The organism is Aeromonas bestiarum (assembly GCF_000819745.1).
Taxonomy (GTDB): Bacteria; Pseudomonadota; Gammaproteobacteria; order Enterobacterales; family Aeromonadaceae; genus Aeromonas; species Aeromonas bestiarum.
Genome location: NZ_CDDA01000006.1, coordinates 258429 through 273345 on the forward strand (window position 1 = coordinate 258429; position 14917 = coordinate 273345).

The following is a 14917-nucleotide window of genomic DNA, read 5'->3' on the forward strand; positions in this document are numbered from 1 at the left end:
GGCCCGCCATTATTTTCTTGCTGGTTTGCCAGGCCGATATCCGTGAGCAGGCTTGCTGGCATGCCGCCCGCTCAGTTGATGGGCGGGGTGATGCCGAGCCGGAACAGGGTGGCCTGACTGGTATCGGTCAGCTCGCCCACCCCCACCACGCTCCACAGCTCCTCCTCCAGCTTCTTGGCCTTGTGGATGGCGAACTTGGCGATGTAATCCAGCTCGTTGGCGATGAAGTTGGTATCGGGTCGGCCGGTGCGAGAGATGCCGACCAGCACCGAATAGAATTCCCCCTGACGCAGTGCCAGCTCGATGAAGCTGCGCTTTTCCGCTATGTCCTGAAAACTGCTGGCCAGCCGGCTGGAGAAGACGGGCAGGCCGGCCGGCGTGTGCAGACTGGCGATGTAGACCTCCTCTTCTTGCGGCTTGTCTTCCCGTTCAATGGCGCGCAGCGGGTTCATGATCAGCTGCTTGAGCAGATCCCCCTGGAACAGAGGATAGAGGTTGTCCTGATCCCCCTGCTCGGCGCAGGCCCGCAACAGGCGTGACAGGCTGCGATCCTGTGGGGCATGACCGACCGAGGCCGGCTTGGGCGCGCCCTTCAGCTTGTTGATGTAGACGGGCGTGCTGAAGATATGGTGGGTGTAGATGTTGCGCAGCGCCCTGGCCATGCCGCGATAACGACGCTGCTCCTGCGCCGCCTTGAGCTTGTTCTGGTTGCTCTCGATCAGCAGGCTGAAGAACTGGCGGCCGGTGTGGCGCTCAGGGTCCCCCTCTATACACAGATGCAGCACTGTCCGGGTCAGGTTGATGCTGACCAGCCGGTAGGGGAGGCGTTGCAGATCCATGCTCTTGGAGAGTTCCTGCAGGCGGGGCAGGGCCAGGGTGACTATGTCATCCTTCTCCCCCTCGAACGCCTCTTCCAGCTCTATTTGCATGCCGTGGGCCGAGATGTCGCGGGTCCAACCAAGCCAGGCCCGCCCGTTATGCTTGATGGCGACGGCCGTCTTGTGGATGTAGCGCGCCTCTTTGCGCAACTGCACATAATGCAGCGTCTCTATCTCGAAGGGCGCGGCCCCGAGATCATGGCCGAAGCGCTGCAGCTCGTTGGCGTTGTGTTGCACGCTGGCGTCGTAGTGAAACTCTTCCCGCTGGCTGTCGAGGCCGATATCTTGCAGCAGGCCAACGTAGTTTATCTGCCTGAGCCGCTCCTGCAGCAGCATGTCCTGCAACTGGGGGCTGTCCTGGCTCTGCTGGCTGGCGAGATCGGCCTCGTGCAGATCGCAGCGCTCCAGGCTGAACTTGTACACGCGCCAGCTGGGACGGCGGGCGCCGACCTGGAAGAAGAGGGACATCAGACCGCTCTGTTGCAACTCCTCCCGGGTGGCGGAGAAAAAGTAGAGGTGGCTGCGCACCGAATGGGTGAAGCAGTAGATCAGGGTCTCCCGCAGGGTGCCCGGGGCCGGCAGCAGGGATTGCATGCGGGCCGCCGAGAACAGGCTGGCGAGCATGTCGCGGTTCTTGGCATCGCGCCAGTATTCGAGGATGTGCTGATTGTTCTCGGTACGCAGGGCTATCTCCAGGCTGGGGCTGTCTCCCGAGCCGAAGAACAGCGGCATGCCGGTCATACGTGGCAGGTAGAACTGCTCGTACCCCTTGATGATGGCGGCAGACAGCAGATAGTCGACGCTGACCCGATAGCGGTTCTTGTTGTTCTCGATGAAATCGCTCAGGAAGCGGTCAAAGCCGGTGTGCTCGCCGGTTTTGATCAGTCGTAGCCAGTACTTCCCCTCCTTGCTCTCTTCGCCCAGGATTTGATAGCTGACCGAGTGGTGCAATATGGGGTTGGGGTGGTCCCGCTCCAGCCCGGTGAAGAAGACTTCGACCTGGGCTCCGGTCTGATAGTTGGGCAGATAGGGCACCGAGACCCGGATCCCGCCGAGGGAGAGATCCGAGCTCTTGGCAAACAGCTTGTCGCCGTCGGCAAACTTGATGAGCACGGGAGAGCTGAAGTGCATCCGCTCCTGACGCCGGCCGTAGTAGCTGGCGAAGGGGATGGGATTGACATCGTATTGGCGAAACGGGCTGGCAGGGGGCAGCAGGGGACTGTCACCCTTGCTCTGGTGGTGTTTCTGCCAATATTGCAGCGCCTCGTTGACACCCAGGGTGTAGGCATCCCGGTAGAGATAGCACTGGGACTGGAACAGACCTATGGCCTCGGCCGGCATGAAGTGGGTGACCCCTTCAAACTCATGGACCAGGCACTCCTCGCCCAGCTCGTCGCGCATGTCGATGACCCGCCGGCAGGGGGTGCATTTGCGCTTTATCTCCATCTTGATCAGGAAACGGCTGTTGCTGTTCTCGTCCTGCGTCAGGCGATTGAAGATGTCATCAAAATCTTTTTCTCTGAGCAGAGGAATGAGCTGTTCAATCAGGTGCTGTTGTTGTTCTGAATCCATGTGTTCCTGCCACGGAAAGTCACTTTTCCGATTCTGGGTTTGATCTGTCGGTCGCAAACAAGTATATCAAGCAGGAATTCATCCTGTCCCCGAGTTATCAATGGCCAAAAATAAAACTGCCTATGTTTGTACCGAATGTGGTGCCGACTTCACACGCTGGCAAGGCCAGTGCGGCGAATGCAAGGAGTGGAACACCATCACCGAGGTGCGTCTTGGCTCGGTGACGCCGGGCAAAAATGCCCGCTACACCGGCTACGCCGGCGCCATCGGCAGTCAGGTCCAGACGCTGGCGGAGATCGCCACCACAGAGATCCCGCGCTTTTCCTCCGGCTTCAAGGAGCTGGATCGGGTGCTCGGCGGCGGTGTTGTGCCGGGTTCGGCCATTCTGATTGGCGGCAATCCGGGGGCGGGCAAGTCTACCCTGCTGCTGCAGACCATGTGTGGTCTGGCCGAGCGGATGAAGACCCTCTATGTCACGGGGGAGGAGTCGCTGCAGCAGGTGGCGATGCGTGCCGGCCGGCTGGGGCTGCCTACCGACAAGCTGCGCATGCTGTCGGAGACCAGTGTCGAGCAGATCTGCATCATAGCGCAGCAGGAGCAGCCGCAGATCATGGTCATCGACTCCATCCAGGTGATGCATGTGGCGGATGTCCAGTCATCTCCCGGTTCCGTCTCCCAGGTGCGGGAGGCCGCGGCCTTGTTGACCCGTTACGCCAAGCAGAATCACGTCGCCATCTTCATGGTGGGCCATGTGACCAAGGATGGCACCCTGGCGGGTCCCAAGGTGCTGGAGCACTGTGTCGACTGTTCGGTATTGCTGGATGGCGCCAACGATTCGCGTTTTCGCACCCTGCGCTCCCACAAGAACCGCTTCGGTGCCGTCAACGAACTCGGCGTGTTCGCCATGACGGGGCAAGGCATGCGAGAGGTGAGCAACCCCTCCGCCATCTTCCTCAGTCGGGGCGAGGAGCAGGCACCCGGCTCTATCGTCATGGTGATCTGGGAGGGCACCCGGCCGCTGCTGGTGGAGCTGCAGGCGCTGGTGGACTATTCCCAGCTCTCCAACCCACGGCGGGTGGCCGTGGGGATGGACCACAACCGTCTCGCCATGCTGCTGGCGGTATTGCATCGTCACGGCGGCCTGCAGATGGCGGATCAGGATGTCTTCATCAACGTGGTGGGGGGCGTCAAGGTTGAAGAGACCAGTGCGGATCTGGCCCTGTTGCTGGCCATGGTCTCCAGCTTCAGAGATCAGGCCCTGCCCAAGGATCTGGTGGTGTTTGGCGAAGTGGGCCTGTCCGGCGAGATCCGGCCCGTGCCGTCCGGTCAGGAACGATTGCAGGAGGCGGCCAAGCACGGTTTCCGCCGTGCCATAGTGCCTCACGCCAATGCGCCCAAGCACCCCATAGAGGGAATGGAAGTGGTGCCGGTGAAAAAGCTGGCCGACGCGCTGGAAGCCTTGTAGTCATTGATGCAGCTGTGTTCCAAAACATGGATATAACCGGTCTGGGCAATCAATCTAGGCAATAAAAAAGAGCGCCATCGGCGCTCTTTTTTATTGCCTCAGGAGGGCTCCTCAGGGGTGGGGGTGTTCCAGATGCTCGTTCAGCAGTTGCTCCAGTTCACGATGGAGCAGCTCTTCATCTCCGACGTTGAGCTCTACCATCCGCTTGAGGTGGGTCGCACTGTCGATATCGATATGGTGGCAGTAGAATCCCAGCTTCTTGCTGGCCTCATGGTTCAGCTCGACCTGCATCTTGATCTCGATGTCGCTGCCGCTCAGCACGAAGCTGAGTGAATACTCTTTGTTGTCGTGGCTTTCCCAGTCATCGGGCCGGATCAAGAGCGCGCCCTGCAGGGAGATATCCACCAGCTGGGTCCGCCATTTCTTGTCGCCCTGGACGAGGTCGGCCATGGTCAAGTAAAGGATCCGTGAAAAACGGCGACGCTCGGACATTCTCATCTCCTGTCAGCAATAGGGTTTGGTGCTAAAGGTCATGACATAAAGTGTAATGCACCTTGCGCATCAGGATCTTGAACTGGCTCCGAAATTGGATATCAAACCTGTTGGGTGCTGAGTGACTCTACCACTTGCAACGCCTTGACCAGCCGATCCTCCTGTTTGAAGCGATCCTCCAGCACAGGGCCGAGTTGATTCAGGTCTTCGTCCAGCAGCAGCAACTGAGCCTCATCTGCGTTGCTGTACTTGTCGTTGAATTCCAGTGCGAATTCGGTGCATGCCCGAATATTGGGGTAGATGCGCTTGGCGAGCTCGAGTTTGTCGCCGCTGGCTTTTTCGAAGGCGGTAACTACATGGTTGTAGATTTCGAAGTGACCGGCGCTGACGTAATCGACCAGCTGTTCACAGAAACGCTGCAGCTCGACATGGCCGGGGAGTGAACGTTGCTTGATGCGGGCGGGCGTCAGCCCGGCGAGCCGCATGTATTCGACCAGCAGAGCCTGCCTGGCATCCAGCCAGTCATCGATAGCCCGGTGTTTTCCTGCCAATGCGCGCTTGGTTTGTTCCAGTTCAGTTAACATAATCCCTCCGTGGGGCATAGGCATGGAGTGCTATTGCTACAGGCCTCCGGCCTTTCTTATTGACTGACGACACTCCCTATAACTAGGGAAAATCCTGTTGACCGTCAATAGGTGCATGGGGATATTGTTACATCAGATGGTGTTTTGGCTACAAGACCCCATCATTTGCTCTCCTCTTCCAATCCATCGCGATAACGAAGGGGCGAGATATGTGACTATTTCCGCAGATCTTGATGAAAACCCCAGCATTCAAGCCAATCTGGCTGATAAAGCCTTTGCCTGAGTGTTTTTTTTTGAATAGAGTGGCCCGGTGCTAAATGCCCGATCATAAAGGAAATGTTATGAACAAAGCTCAACTTGTCGATGCAATTGCCGCCAAAGCCGATCTGAGCAAAGCTCAGGCCAAAGTTGCTCTGGAAGAGATCATCAATGGTATTACCCAGAGCCTGAAAGAAGGCGATGCTGTGCAGTTGGTGGGTTTTGGTACCTTCAAGGTGAACCATCGCGCGGGCCGTACCGGCCGTAACCCGCAAACTGGTAAAGAAATCCAGATTGCAGCCGCGAATGTGCCGTCCTTTGTGGCAGGCAAGGCGCTCAAAGACGCCGTCAAGTAATCGTGTAAAACCCGGCGCCAGCCGGGTTTTTTATTGCCATCGTCAGCGGAATTTGTTTCAGATACACTCAAGATATGGCGTGCGCCGTAGTGAGGTGGATGATGGAACAGAAAAATGCCATTCGGCAGGTTGCCGTACCTTGGGCTCCGTCCCGCCAACTCCCCCCAGGCCTGGTTGTGGCCGAACTTCATCAGGATATCTGGAGTGACTCCCTGACCGTCATGCTGGGTCGGGCGCGCAGCATAGATCTGCCGCCACAGATCCTGTGCCGGGTCTACTTTCGTCATATCTTCGCCGTGCGGGTCATGGAGGATTGCGATCTGTCGGAAGGCAAGGAGAGCCATGCCATCGAGGAGCAGATCCAGCTCATCACCCCGTCCCGTTTTGCCAGCTGGTTCCATCAGGAATCGGAGGGGCTTCATCTGGACGAGGATCTGCAGCATTATCGCATCTCGACCTGGGACTACTGTGCCGATGTGCTGACGTCATTTGCACCCGAACTGCAGTTTGTTGACAAAGGGGAGTAGCGTCAGCGCGATGGCCACGCATAGAAAAGCCGGCAACACCTGATGTTACCGGCTTTTTCATTGGTGCTGAAGGCGATGAGGATCAGCCCAGCAACTGTTCCCTGTGCAGGCCCAGCACGATCAGCAATCCGAGAAAGTAGAAGGCGCTGAGCTTGAGACCTAGGATGGCGAGCAGGCCGGCGCAGAGCCGGACCAGCGCCTTGTGCAGCCATGAACCAGTGAAGCGATACATGATTACTCCACCGACTCGGCGCTGGCGAATTCCGGCACCTTGGCCATGGCATCCAGCACGACCTGAATGCCGGCGCCCGGCTTGCAGGCGTTCTCGCTCAGGTGACGACGCCAGGCGCGGGCACCCTGCATGTTCTGGAACAGGCCCAGCATGTGGCGGGTCATGTGGGATAGGTAGTTGCCCTTGGCCAGCTCCTGCTCCATGTAGGGCAGCATCATCCGCACCACCTCGTGACGGCTGGGGGCCTCGCCTGCCAGGCCGAACAGCTGGCTGTCTACCTGCGCCAGGAGATAGGGATTCTGATAGGCTTCGCGCCCCATCATGACCCCGTCCACCTGCTGCAGGTGCTCCAGGGTCTGCTCGATGGAGGTGACGCCGCCGTTGAGGGCTATGGTCAGTTCGGGGTAATCCTGCTTGACTCGATAGACGCGGGGATAATCGAGCGGCGGGATCTCGCGGTTTTCCTTGGGGCTCAGGCCGCTGAGCCAGGCTTTGCGGGCGTGGACGATGAAGGTATCGCAACCGGCGTCGCGCACCTGCTCGATGAAGGCCTGCAAGAATTCGTAGGAGTCCTGATCGTCGATGCCGATCCGGGTCTTGACGGTGACCGGGATGTCCACCACATCGCGCATCGCCTTGACGCAGTCGGCCACCAGCGCGGGTTCGCCCATCAGGCAGGCACCGAAGCGACCATTCTGGACCCGATCCGACGGGCAACCCACGTTGAGGTTGATCTCGTCATAGCCGCGCGCCTGTGCCAGTCTGGCGCAGTGGGCCAGATCCGCCGGGTTGCTGCCGCCCAGTTGCAGCGAGATGGGATGCTCCTGCTCGCTATAGCCCAGATAATCCCCTTTGCCATGGATGATGGCGCCCGTGGTCACCATCTCGGTATAGAGCAAGGTCTGGCGGGTCATCAGACGGTGGAAATAACGGCAATGCCGATCGGTCCAGTCCAGCATGGGGGCGATGGAAAAACGCTGCGCCTGCATAAAAATCATCCGGGTTGGCTAAACAAAGGGGCCGGATTTTATCACAACGTGAGGCAGCCCCAGAAAATGAATTTTGTCGCCGCGCCACTGGGGGCCCTGTGATATTATCCGGCTAATAAAAAGGGTATTTGCGTGATCATGAATCAAGACCAACTTTTACAACGAGCCGAACGACTCTGCGAACAACGCGGGATCCGCTTCACCCCTACCCGGCGCCAGGTTTTCACTCTGCTGGCTGCTCACGGCAACGCCATCAGCGCCTATGATTTGTTAGCCCAGCTGCAGCAAACCGAGGCTCATGCCAAGCCGCCTACTGTCTATCGGGCACTCGATTTTCTGCTCGAACAGGGCTTTGCCCACAAGGTGGAGTCGCTCAACGCCTTCATATTCTGTTGTCACTTTGACCATGCCCATCCGATGCAACTGCTGATCTGCGATCGGTGTGGCGAGGTGGTCGAACTCCATGACACGGCGATCGACAGCGCGTTTTCCGAGCAGGCCCATCAGCATGGTTTTACTATTACCAATAAGACAATAGAGGCACATGGCCAATGTGCTCGCTGTACGTCCACCGTAGGAAATCAACATGAAGGCTGATTTTGTAAACCCGTTCCTGCTTTCCCTGCTCAATGTGCTCTCCACCATGGCACAGTTGGAGCTTAAACCGGGTAAACCCAAGCGCAAGATGGATGAACTGGCGCGAGGGGATGTCTCAGGCCTCATCGGCATGGTGGGCCCGCAGACCCGTGGCTCGCTTTCCATCAGCTTCGAGAAGGGGCTGGCGCTCGAGATCATGCGCCGCATGCTGGGGGAAGCCCCCGCCACCATCAATGAAGAAGTGACCGACATGGTGGGAGAGATCACCAACATGGTCACCGGTGGCGCCAAGCGTATGCTGGGGGAGAAAGGTTACGAGTTCGACATGGCGACCCCCATCATAGTCTCGGGCCCCAACCACACCATCACCCACAGGGCCGATGGCACCAAGATCATGATGCCGTTCGAGTCAGATTATGGCCGGGCCACCATCGAAATCTGCTTCGAGTAACCCTATGTGGAAAGCGCTGAAATGGTTCTTCATCGGTTGGACTCTGCTGCTCATACTGTCTGATATCCAGATCAACACCTCGCTCTACAAGTACAACGACAACAAGGTGGTGGTGAGTTTTCCACGCTGGCAGGCAGACAGGCCCTGGGGCACCTTCCAGTGGCATGCCGGTCGGGTCGAGACCCACTGGTATGGCCTGGAAGGCAGGCCCAAACCGGTAGAGCCTCTGCTGTGAAGTCGACGACAAAATCAGAAAATGAAAGAGGCCAGCATATGCTGGCCTCTTTTTTATTGGTTTGAGAGTGATCAGGCGGTTTCGGCAGCCAGCTTCTCGCTGGAACGCGTCACCATGCCAAGGCTACAGGCCAGCAGAGTCGGCAGCAACCAGGCGAGGCCCTTGTCAAACAGCGGCAGGAAGGCGAAGGCATCCATCTGCATGCCGGCGGCTCCCAGCCCGTCCAGACAGCCGAACAGAAACGCCACCAGCAGCACGGCGCGAAACGCCAGTCGTGGCCGGCCAAAATAACCCTGTACAAAGGTCACCAGCACCAGTGCGATGGCGACCGGGTAGATGGCGACCAGCACCGGGATGGAGAGGCTGATGAGCTGACTCAGCCCGACGTTGGCCACCAGGATGGAGACACATCCCATCAGCAGTACCCACTTGCGGTATGTCCAGCCGGCCAGACCGTGGAAGTAGTCGGCGCTGGCGCAGAGCAGGCCGACTGCGCTGGTGAAGCAGGCCAGGGTGATGATGGCGGCCAGGATCAACTGGCCGTAGTGGCCGAACAGGCTCAGTACATAGGCGTTGACGATGGCGCCGCCATTGTCGACGTTGGTGACCACGCCCGCCGCGCTGTTGCCCAGATAGAACAGGGAGATGTAGACCGCCGAGAGGCCAACTGCCGAGATGAGGCCGGCGATGGTCAGGTACTTGAACTGGCTTGGGTAGTCCTCGATACCCCTGCGTTGCAGCAGACCGATGATGAGAGCACCGAACATCAGCGAGCCGAGAGTATCCATGGTGTTGTACCCCTCCAGCATCCCCTTGATGAACGGCGTATCCGTGTAGTCGCCGCTGGCCTCTGGCAGGGTGCCTTGCGGGTCAACCAAGACCCCGACCGCCAGGATCAGCAACATCACCATCAAGACAGGTGTCATGTACTTGCCCACCGCATCGAGCAGCCTGCCCCGATCCAGCGATACCATGATCACCAGCGCGAAGAAGAGCAGGCTGTAGAGCAGCAGCCCGTGTTGGCCGGCTTCGCCTAGCCAGGGTTTGAGCCCCATTTCATAAGCCACCAGCCCGGTGCGGGGGGTGGCAAAGGCCGGCCCCATGATGATGTAGATGGCGATGGCCAGCGCCGTGGCCGCCCAGGTCGGCAGATAGCGGGTCATCGCCGTCCAGCCGCTGCTGCCTTGTCCAGCGCTGCCTCTGGCAACGGCGACCAGCGTCAGCAGAGGGAGACCCACCGCCGTCAGCAGAAAGCCGACCATGGCTGGCATCAAATGTTCACCGGCCATAAAGCCGGCGAGCGGCGGAAAAATGATGTTGCCTGCCCCCAGATAGAAGGCAAACGTCATAAAACCCAGTCCGAATACGTCGGACAACTTAAGTGATTTCGTCAAACCTTACCTCATCTGCCTTATCAGCTTGTTCTTGTTGATTGCACCCACTGCCTGGCAGATAACCGGATAACAATGCTTCCCTCTCCTCCACGATGAGTACATCGATGAAGGAGCACTCTTCTGAGCATAAAGAAGAGAAATTTGATCTCAATCACACATTAATATCTTGAAACAATTTAATTGGCCAGAATAAATCACCGATTAGCCAGCTGCTGGCAGCAGTGAGGGAGGTCGGGAGCAGCAGCAGATTACTGGTGGCAGGAAAGGGGCAACTCAATGTGAAAGGCTGTTGGCAGACAAACAAAAGAGCCTGCACAAGGCAGGCTCTTCAGAAGGCATAGCGAAGCGGGATCAGGCGGCTTCGGCAGCCAGCTTCTCGCTGGAACGCATCACAACGCCAAGGCCACAGGCCAGCAGGGTCGGCAGCAACCAGGCGAGGCCCTTGTCAAACAGCGGCAGGAAGGCGAAGGCATCCATCTTCATGCCGGCGGCGCCCAGGCCGTCCAGGCAACCGAACAGGAAGGCGACCAGCAGCACGGAGCGGAACACCAGGCGCGGACGACCGAAGTAACCCTTCAGGAAGGTGACCAGCACCAGGGCCACGGCGACCGGATAGATGGCAACCAGCACAGGGATGGAGAGGCTGATGAGCTGGCTCAGACCCACGTTGGCGACCACAGCGCAGATAACCCCCAGCAGCAGCACCAGCTTCTTGTAAGCCACCCCGGTGAGGTTGTGGAAGAAGTCGGAGCAGGCGGAGATCAGGCCCACGGCCGTGGTGAAGCAGGCCAGGGTGATGATGGCCGCCAGAATGAACTGACCCGGCTGGCCGAACAGGCTCAGCACATAGGCGTTGACGATGGCACCGCCATTGCTGACGTCGGTGGCGACGCCAGCAGCCGTGTTGCCCAGCTGGAACAGGGAGACATAGACCACGGACAGGCCGATGGCGGAGATGACGCCGGCGATGGCCAGATACTTGAACTGGCTCTTATAGTCGTGAATGCCTTTCTGACGCAGCAGATCGACGATCAGGGCGCCAAACATCAGGGACGCCAGGGTGTCCATGGTGTTGTAGCCTTCCAGGATCCCTTTCACGAAGGGGCCGTTCTGATAGTCACCGGACGCGGCCGGCATTGTACCTTGCGGCGCGATGAACACACCCACGGCCAGGGTCAGCAACAGCAGCATCAACACCGGGGTCAGGTACTTGCCGATGGCATCCATCAGCTTGCCCTGGTTCATGGAGACCAGTACGGCGACCCCGAAGAAGATCACTGTGTAGGCAGCCAGACCGGCCTGACCCATGTCGCCAATGAAGGGCTTGAGGCCCATCTCGTAGGCCACCAGACCGGTTCGGGGAGCCGCGAAGGCCGGGCCTATGATGATGTAGATGGCGACCGCCAGTGCGGTTGCCAGTCCGGCAGGCAGCAGCTTGGTCATGCCGGCCCAGCCATTGCCCGCCTTGGCGACGGCGAGGATGGTGATGAGGGGCAGGCCCACTGCTGTCACCAGGAAGCCCAGCATGGCCAGGGAGAGGTGCTCGCCAGCCATGTAGCCGGCCAGCGGCGGGAAAATGATGTTGCCGGCGCCCAGATAGAAGGCAAAGGTCATGAAGCCCAATCCGAGTACATCGGATAATGTGAGTGATTTCGTCAAGTTCAACCTCGTCTGTCTTGTAAACTATTGCTTGTTATAGTTTTTTATTGGTCAGTGACCAGTGTTGTGCCGGGGTAAAAAAAAGGAGCCCCGCTTGTTTTTTCATCGCAACCAGTGGTTTTAGCTGGTCTGGAGCGGGCGCTCGTTTAAGAGTCAGCATAATGGCGTGAAAAAATAGTTCAAGACGAAATTTACATCTTCAAATAGAAGGGGTGGGTCAGTTGGATGTATCTGTCGGAATAGGCTCCATCAGCAGAATGGATCACAATCTCATCCTGCTCACACCTGCTTAATCCTCTGCCAAGTAGCAATAAAACACGATTTGCCTCTTTGCCTGCCCTGGTGATAACAGCTGTATAACAAACGCCATGCAGATCATAATCCGCCGAGATGTCTAAAATTTCATCGGCCATAGCGGTCGGCAGCACCAGGGCTACCTGTCCGGTGGCGCTCAGCAAACGGTGGCACGCAGCCAGCAAATCCCGGCTGTCGAGTGCTCCTGTATGGCGGGCCAGCGCCCTGGCCGGATCGCTGAATGACTGGCCTGCCACGAAATAGGGCGGGTTGGAGACGATGAGATCGTAGGGAGGGGCCTGATAATCCTGAATGGCGTTTTCCACTATGTTGACCCGTGAGACCCAGGGGGAGGCCGCCACGTTCTCGCGCGCCTGCGTCGCTGCACCCATATCCAGTTCCACCCCGTCGATGAGGCAGTCGGCATGGCTGCGCTGGGCCAGCATCAGGGCGATCAGGCCGCTGCCGGTGCCAATGTCCAGCACCCGGCGGGCGTCGGTAACCGGAGCCCAGGCGCCCAGCAGTATGCCGTCCGTGCCCACCTTCATGGCGCAGCGGTCGTGCTCGACGTGAAACTGCTTGAAGGTAAAACCACTATTTCGTCCCATCTGACCCCCACCATATGCCGGCTACACAGAAAATGGTCGGCGATTATAGCGACTAAGCCACAGTCACCATAGGAGCCGACGACATAATCGCCTATAATCTGCCGTTTCCTTAATGACCGAGTATTGCCATGAGCCAGTCCTTTGATGATTTCGACCTGAATCCAGCCCTCAACCGGGCCTTGGCCGAGATGGGATTCACCCGCCCCACCACCATCCAGCAGATGGTGCTGGAGCCAGCCCTGGACGGCCGCGATATTCTGGCATCCGCTCCGACCGGCACCGGCAAGACGGCTGCCTTCCTGCTGCCAGCCCTGCAACATCTGCTGGACTTCCCGCGCCGCAAGCCGGGCCCGTGCCGCATGCTGATCCTGACCCCGACCCGCGAACTGGCCCTGCAGGTCACCGCCCACGCCAAGGCGCTGGCGGTGCACACCAACCTCAGCATCGAGACCATCATCGGCGGCGTCAGCCACGACGAGCAGCTGCCTGCCCTGACCAAGACCACCGACATAGTGGTGGCGACCCCGGGTCGTCTGCTCGAGTACATAGAGAAAGAGGAGTTCGAGAGCCACGATATCGAGGTGCTGGTGCTGGATGAAGCGGATCGCATGCTGGACATGGGCTTCATCAAGGACGTGAACCGTATCGTGGCCGAGGCGCGCTATCGCAAGCACACCATGCTGTTCTCCGCCACCCTGGAAGGGGCCGGTCTCGAGAAGTTTGCCAACGAGATCCTCAACGAGCCGGTGGAGCTGCATGCCGAGCCGCCCCGCAGCGAGCGTCGTCCCATCACCCAGTGGGTGCATCTGGCCGATGACGCCGCCCACAAGCTGGCCCTGCTGGTGCATATCCTCAAGGATCCGGAAACCCAGAAGGCCATCGTCTTCGTCAGAACCCGTGAACGGCTGGCGGAGCTCTCAGGCCAGTTGCAGGCGGCCGGCGTCTCCTGCGCCTGGATCCGGGGCGAGATGGAGCAGAGCAAGCGCATCGAATCGATCCGCAAGTTCCATGCGGGAGAAGTGCCCTTCCTCATCGCCACCGACGTCGCCGCCCGTGGCATCGACTTGCCCAACGTCAGCCATGTCATCAACTACGACATGCCTTATGGCACAGACGTCTATGTGCACCGTATCGGTCGGACCGGCCGCGCCGGCAACCGTGGCTGCGCCATCAGCCTGGTGGAAGCCCACGACATGGGCATGGTCGCCAAGATAGAGCGTTACACCGAGGAGCGTCTCAAGCGCCGGGTGATCGACGAACTGCGTCCCAAGCACAAAGAGGCGCGGGTACCGGTGAAGAAGAAAAAGCCGAAGGATGGCAAGAAGAAGAACGCCAAGAAGAAAAAGAAATAAGCTCATGCCTGCTGCAACGGCCATCCTCGGATGGCCGTTTTGCTTGCTGCCTGCGGTGAATGTGGCTGTGTTCGCGGATCGCGCGCAGAAAAAAGCCGACGCATAGACGTCGGCTGATAAAAAGTGCTTACAACAGAGGATTCACGTATTCAGACCCGGGGATCCTGAATTTGGTTCCCTCTTTCTGTAATTAATTTTCGGCGCGTTTAAACATCAGGGTCTGAGAATCGGACTCTTCTGGCACGAAGTAGTAACCATCGACGTTGAAGCCGGTCAATTGTTCCACCTCGGTCAGCCGGTGCTTGATGATGTGACGGGCCATCATGCCGCGCGCCTTCTTGGCGTAGAAGCTGATGATCTTGAACTGGCCGTTCTTCTCGTCCTTGAACACCGGGGTGACGATCCGCCCTTGCAGGCGCTTGGGTCGTACCGACTTGAAATACTCGTCGGAGGCCAGGTTGATCAACACCTCATCCCCCTGCGCCGCCAGCGCCTGGTTGAGCCGCTCCGTGATGATGTCCCCCCAGAACTGATAGAGATCCTTGCCACGCGCGTTATCGAGCCGGATCCCCATCTCCAGCCGATACGGCATCATGAGATCGAGCGGGCGCAGCACGCCGTAGAGGCCGGACAGCATGCGCAGGTGCCCTTGGGCGAAGTCGAGGTCCGCTTCGCTGAAATCCTCCACCGCCAGACCCGTGTAGACATCCCCCTTGAAGGCCAGCAGTGCCTGACGGGCGTTGCCTGGATGGAAGTCGGGTTGCCACTGGGCGAAGCGGGCGGCGTTGAGACCGGCCAGCTTGTCGCTGATCTTCATCAGGCTGGCGATCTGATCCGGCGTCAGCTGGCGGGCTCGGGTGATCAGCTCGGCCGAATGATCCAGCAATTCGGGTTGGGTGAAACGGGAGCTCACCAGAGGCGACTCGTAATCCAGCGTCTTGGCCGGGGAAACCACAATCAGCATAACGATCCTT

General features: G+C 58.9%; 16 protein-coding genes. 7 read left to right on the top strand and 9 right to left on the bottom strand.

The genetic code is table 11. The features are described from left to right. Positions 1-71: 71 nt before the first annotated feature. Positions 72-2450 (bottom strand): PilZ domain-containing protein, encoded by a 2379-nt coding sequence (locus tag BN1118_RS02980; RefSeq protein ID WP_043554504.1) that lies wholly within the window; start codon positions 2448-2450, stop codon positions 72-74. 100 nt (positions 2451-2550) lie between these two features. Between BN1118_RS02980 and radA the strand changes: the two genes are divergently transcribed. After that, entirely contained in the window at positions 2551-3915 is a 1365-nt protein-coding gene (radA, locus tag BN1118_RS02985) for a DNA repair protein RadA (RefSeq protein ID WP_043142423.1), read from the top strand. Between the two features lie 111 nt (positions 3916-4026). Here the strand turns inward: radA and BN1118_RS02990 are convergent, their stop codons facing one another. Both BN1118_RS02990 and BN1118_RS02995 read right to left on the bottom strand, forming a co-directional pair. Beyond that, positions 4027-4407, bottom strand: a complete 381-nt coding sequence (locus tag BN1118_RS02990) for a PilZ domain-containing protein (protein ID WP_043554505.1) — start codon at positions 4405-4407, stop codon at positions 4027-4029. Positions 4408-4508: 101 nt separating this feature from the next. Continuing rightward, entirely contained in the window at positions 4509-4991 is a 483-nt protein-coding gene (locus BN1118_RS02995; RefSeq protein WP_043554507.1) for an Rsd/AlgQ family anti-sigma factor, read from the bottom strand. 341 nt (positions 4992-5332) lie between these two features. On the opposite strand from BN1118_RS02995, the gene hupA reads away from it, so the two are divergent. Continuing rightward, positions 5333-5605, top strand: coding sequence for a nucleoid-associated protein HU-alpha (gene hupA, locus BN1118_RS03000; RefSeq protein ID WP_005305063.1), 273 nt, complete (start codon positions 5333-5335; stop codon positions 5603-5605). 101 nt (positions 5606-5706) lie between these two features. Continuing rightward, complete coding sequence (locus tag BN1118_RS03005) at positions 5707-6132, top strand: hypothetical protein (protein WP_005320448.1); 426 nt, start codon at positions 5707-5709, stop codon at positions 6130-6132. Between the two features lie 82 nt (positions 6133-6214). Here BN1118_RS03005 and BN1118_RS21530 read toward each other — a convergent pair whose 3' ends face one another. Together BN1118_RS21530 and dusA are read right to left on the bottom strand one after the other, a co-directional pair. Continuing rightward, on the bottom strand, positions 6215-6364 hold the full coding sequence (locus tag BN1118_RS21530; protein WP_098982287.1) for a hypothetical protein: 150 nt from the start codon (positions 6362-6364) through the stop codon (positions 6215-6217). 2 nt (positions 6365-6366) lie between these two features. Then, the gene (gene dusA, locus BN1118_RS03010; protein ID WP_043554508.1) at positions 6367-7353 is read right to left on the bottom strand and encodes a tRNA dihydrouridine(20/20a) synthase DusA; all 987 of its coding nucleotides are present in this window, start codon (positions 7351-7353) and stop codon (positions 6367-6369) included. Positions 7354-7491: 138 nt separating this feature from the next. Here dusA and zur point away from each other — a divergent pair, with 138 nt between their 5' ends. Genes zur through BN1118_RS03025 form a run of 3 tightly spaced genes read left to right on the top strand, consistent with a single transcriptional unit; the run spans position 7492 to position 8636 of the window. Then, entirely contained in the window at positions 7492-7950 is a 459-nt protein-coding gene (zur, locus tag BN1118_RS20950; RefSeq protein ID WP_084213995.1) for a zinc uptake transcriptional repressor Zur, read from the top strand. After that, on the top strand, positions 7940-8401 hold the full coding sequence (locus BN1118_RS03020; protein ID WP_016351979.1) for a chemotaxis protein CheX: 462 nt from the start codon (positions 7940-7942) through the stop codon (positions 8399-8401). Before zur ends, BN1118_RS03020 begins: the two co-directional genes overlap by 11 nt. 4 nt (positions 8402-8405) lie before the next feature. Continuing rightward, the gene (locus BN1118_RS03025; protein WP_043554511.1) at positions 8406-8636 is read left to right on the top strand and encodes a hypothetical protein; all 231 of its coding nucleotides are present in this window, start codon (positions 8406-8408) and stop codon (positions 8634-8636) included. A gap of 71 nt (positions 8637-8707) precedes the next feature. Here the strand turns inward: BN1118_RS03025 and brnQ (BN1118_RS03030) are convergent, their stop codons facing one another. From brnQ (BN1118_RS03030) to BN1118_RS03040, 3 genes are all read right to left on the bottom strand, one after another. Then, positions 8708-9985: a branched-chain amino acid transport system II carrier protein gene (gene brnQ, locus BN1118_RS03030; RefSeq protein ID WP_052449149.1), complete on the bottom strand. Its 1278-nt coding sequence runs from the start codon at positions 9983-9985 to the stop codon at positions 8708-8710. A gap of 396 nt (positions 9986-10381) precedes the next feature. Next, positions 10382-11689, bottom strand: a complete 1308-nt coding sequence (gene brnQ / locus BN1118_RS03035) for a branched-chain amino acid transport system II carrier protein (RefSeq protein ID WP_043554556.1) — start codon at positions 11687-11689, stop codon at positions 10382-10384. Between the two features lie 191 nt (positions 11690-11880). Next, positions 11881-12591, bottom strand: a complete 711-nt coding sequence (locus tag BN1118_RS03040) for a tRNA1(Val) (adenine(37)-N6)-methyltransferase (RefSeq protein ID WP_043554513.1) — start codon at positions 12589-12591, stop codon at positions 11881-11883. 128 nt (positions 12592-12719) lie between these two features. On the opposite strand from BN1118_RS03040, the gene srmB reads away from it, so the two are divergent. Continuing rightward, positions 12720-13943 carry an ATP-dependent RNA helicase SrmB gene (srmB, locus tag BN1118_RS03045; RefSeq protein ID WP_043142402.1) on the top strand — a complete coding sequence of 408 codons (1224 nt, stop codon included), beginning with the start codon at positions 12720-12722 and terminating at the stop codon, positions 13941-13943. 190 nt (positions 13944-14133) lie between these two features. Here srmB and yaaA read toward each other — a convergent pair whose 3' ends face one another. After that, positions 14134-14907, bottom strand: coding sequence for a peroxide stress protein YaaA (gene yaaA, locus BN1118_RS03050; RefSeq protein ID WP_043554515.1), 774 nt, complete (start codon positions 14905-14907; stop codon positions 14134-14136). Positions 14908-14917 lie beyond the last annotated feature (10 nt).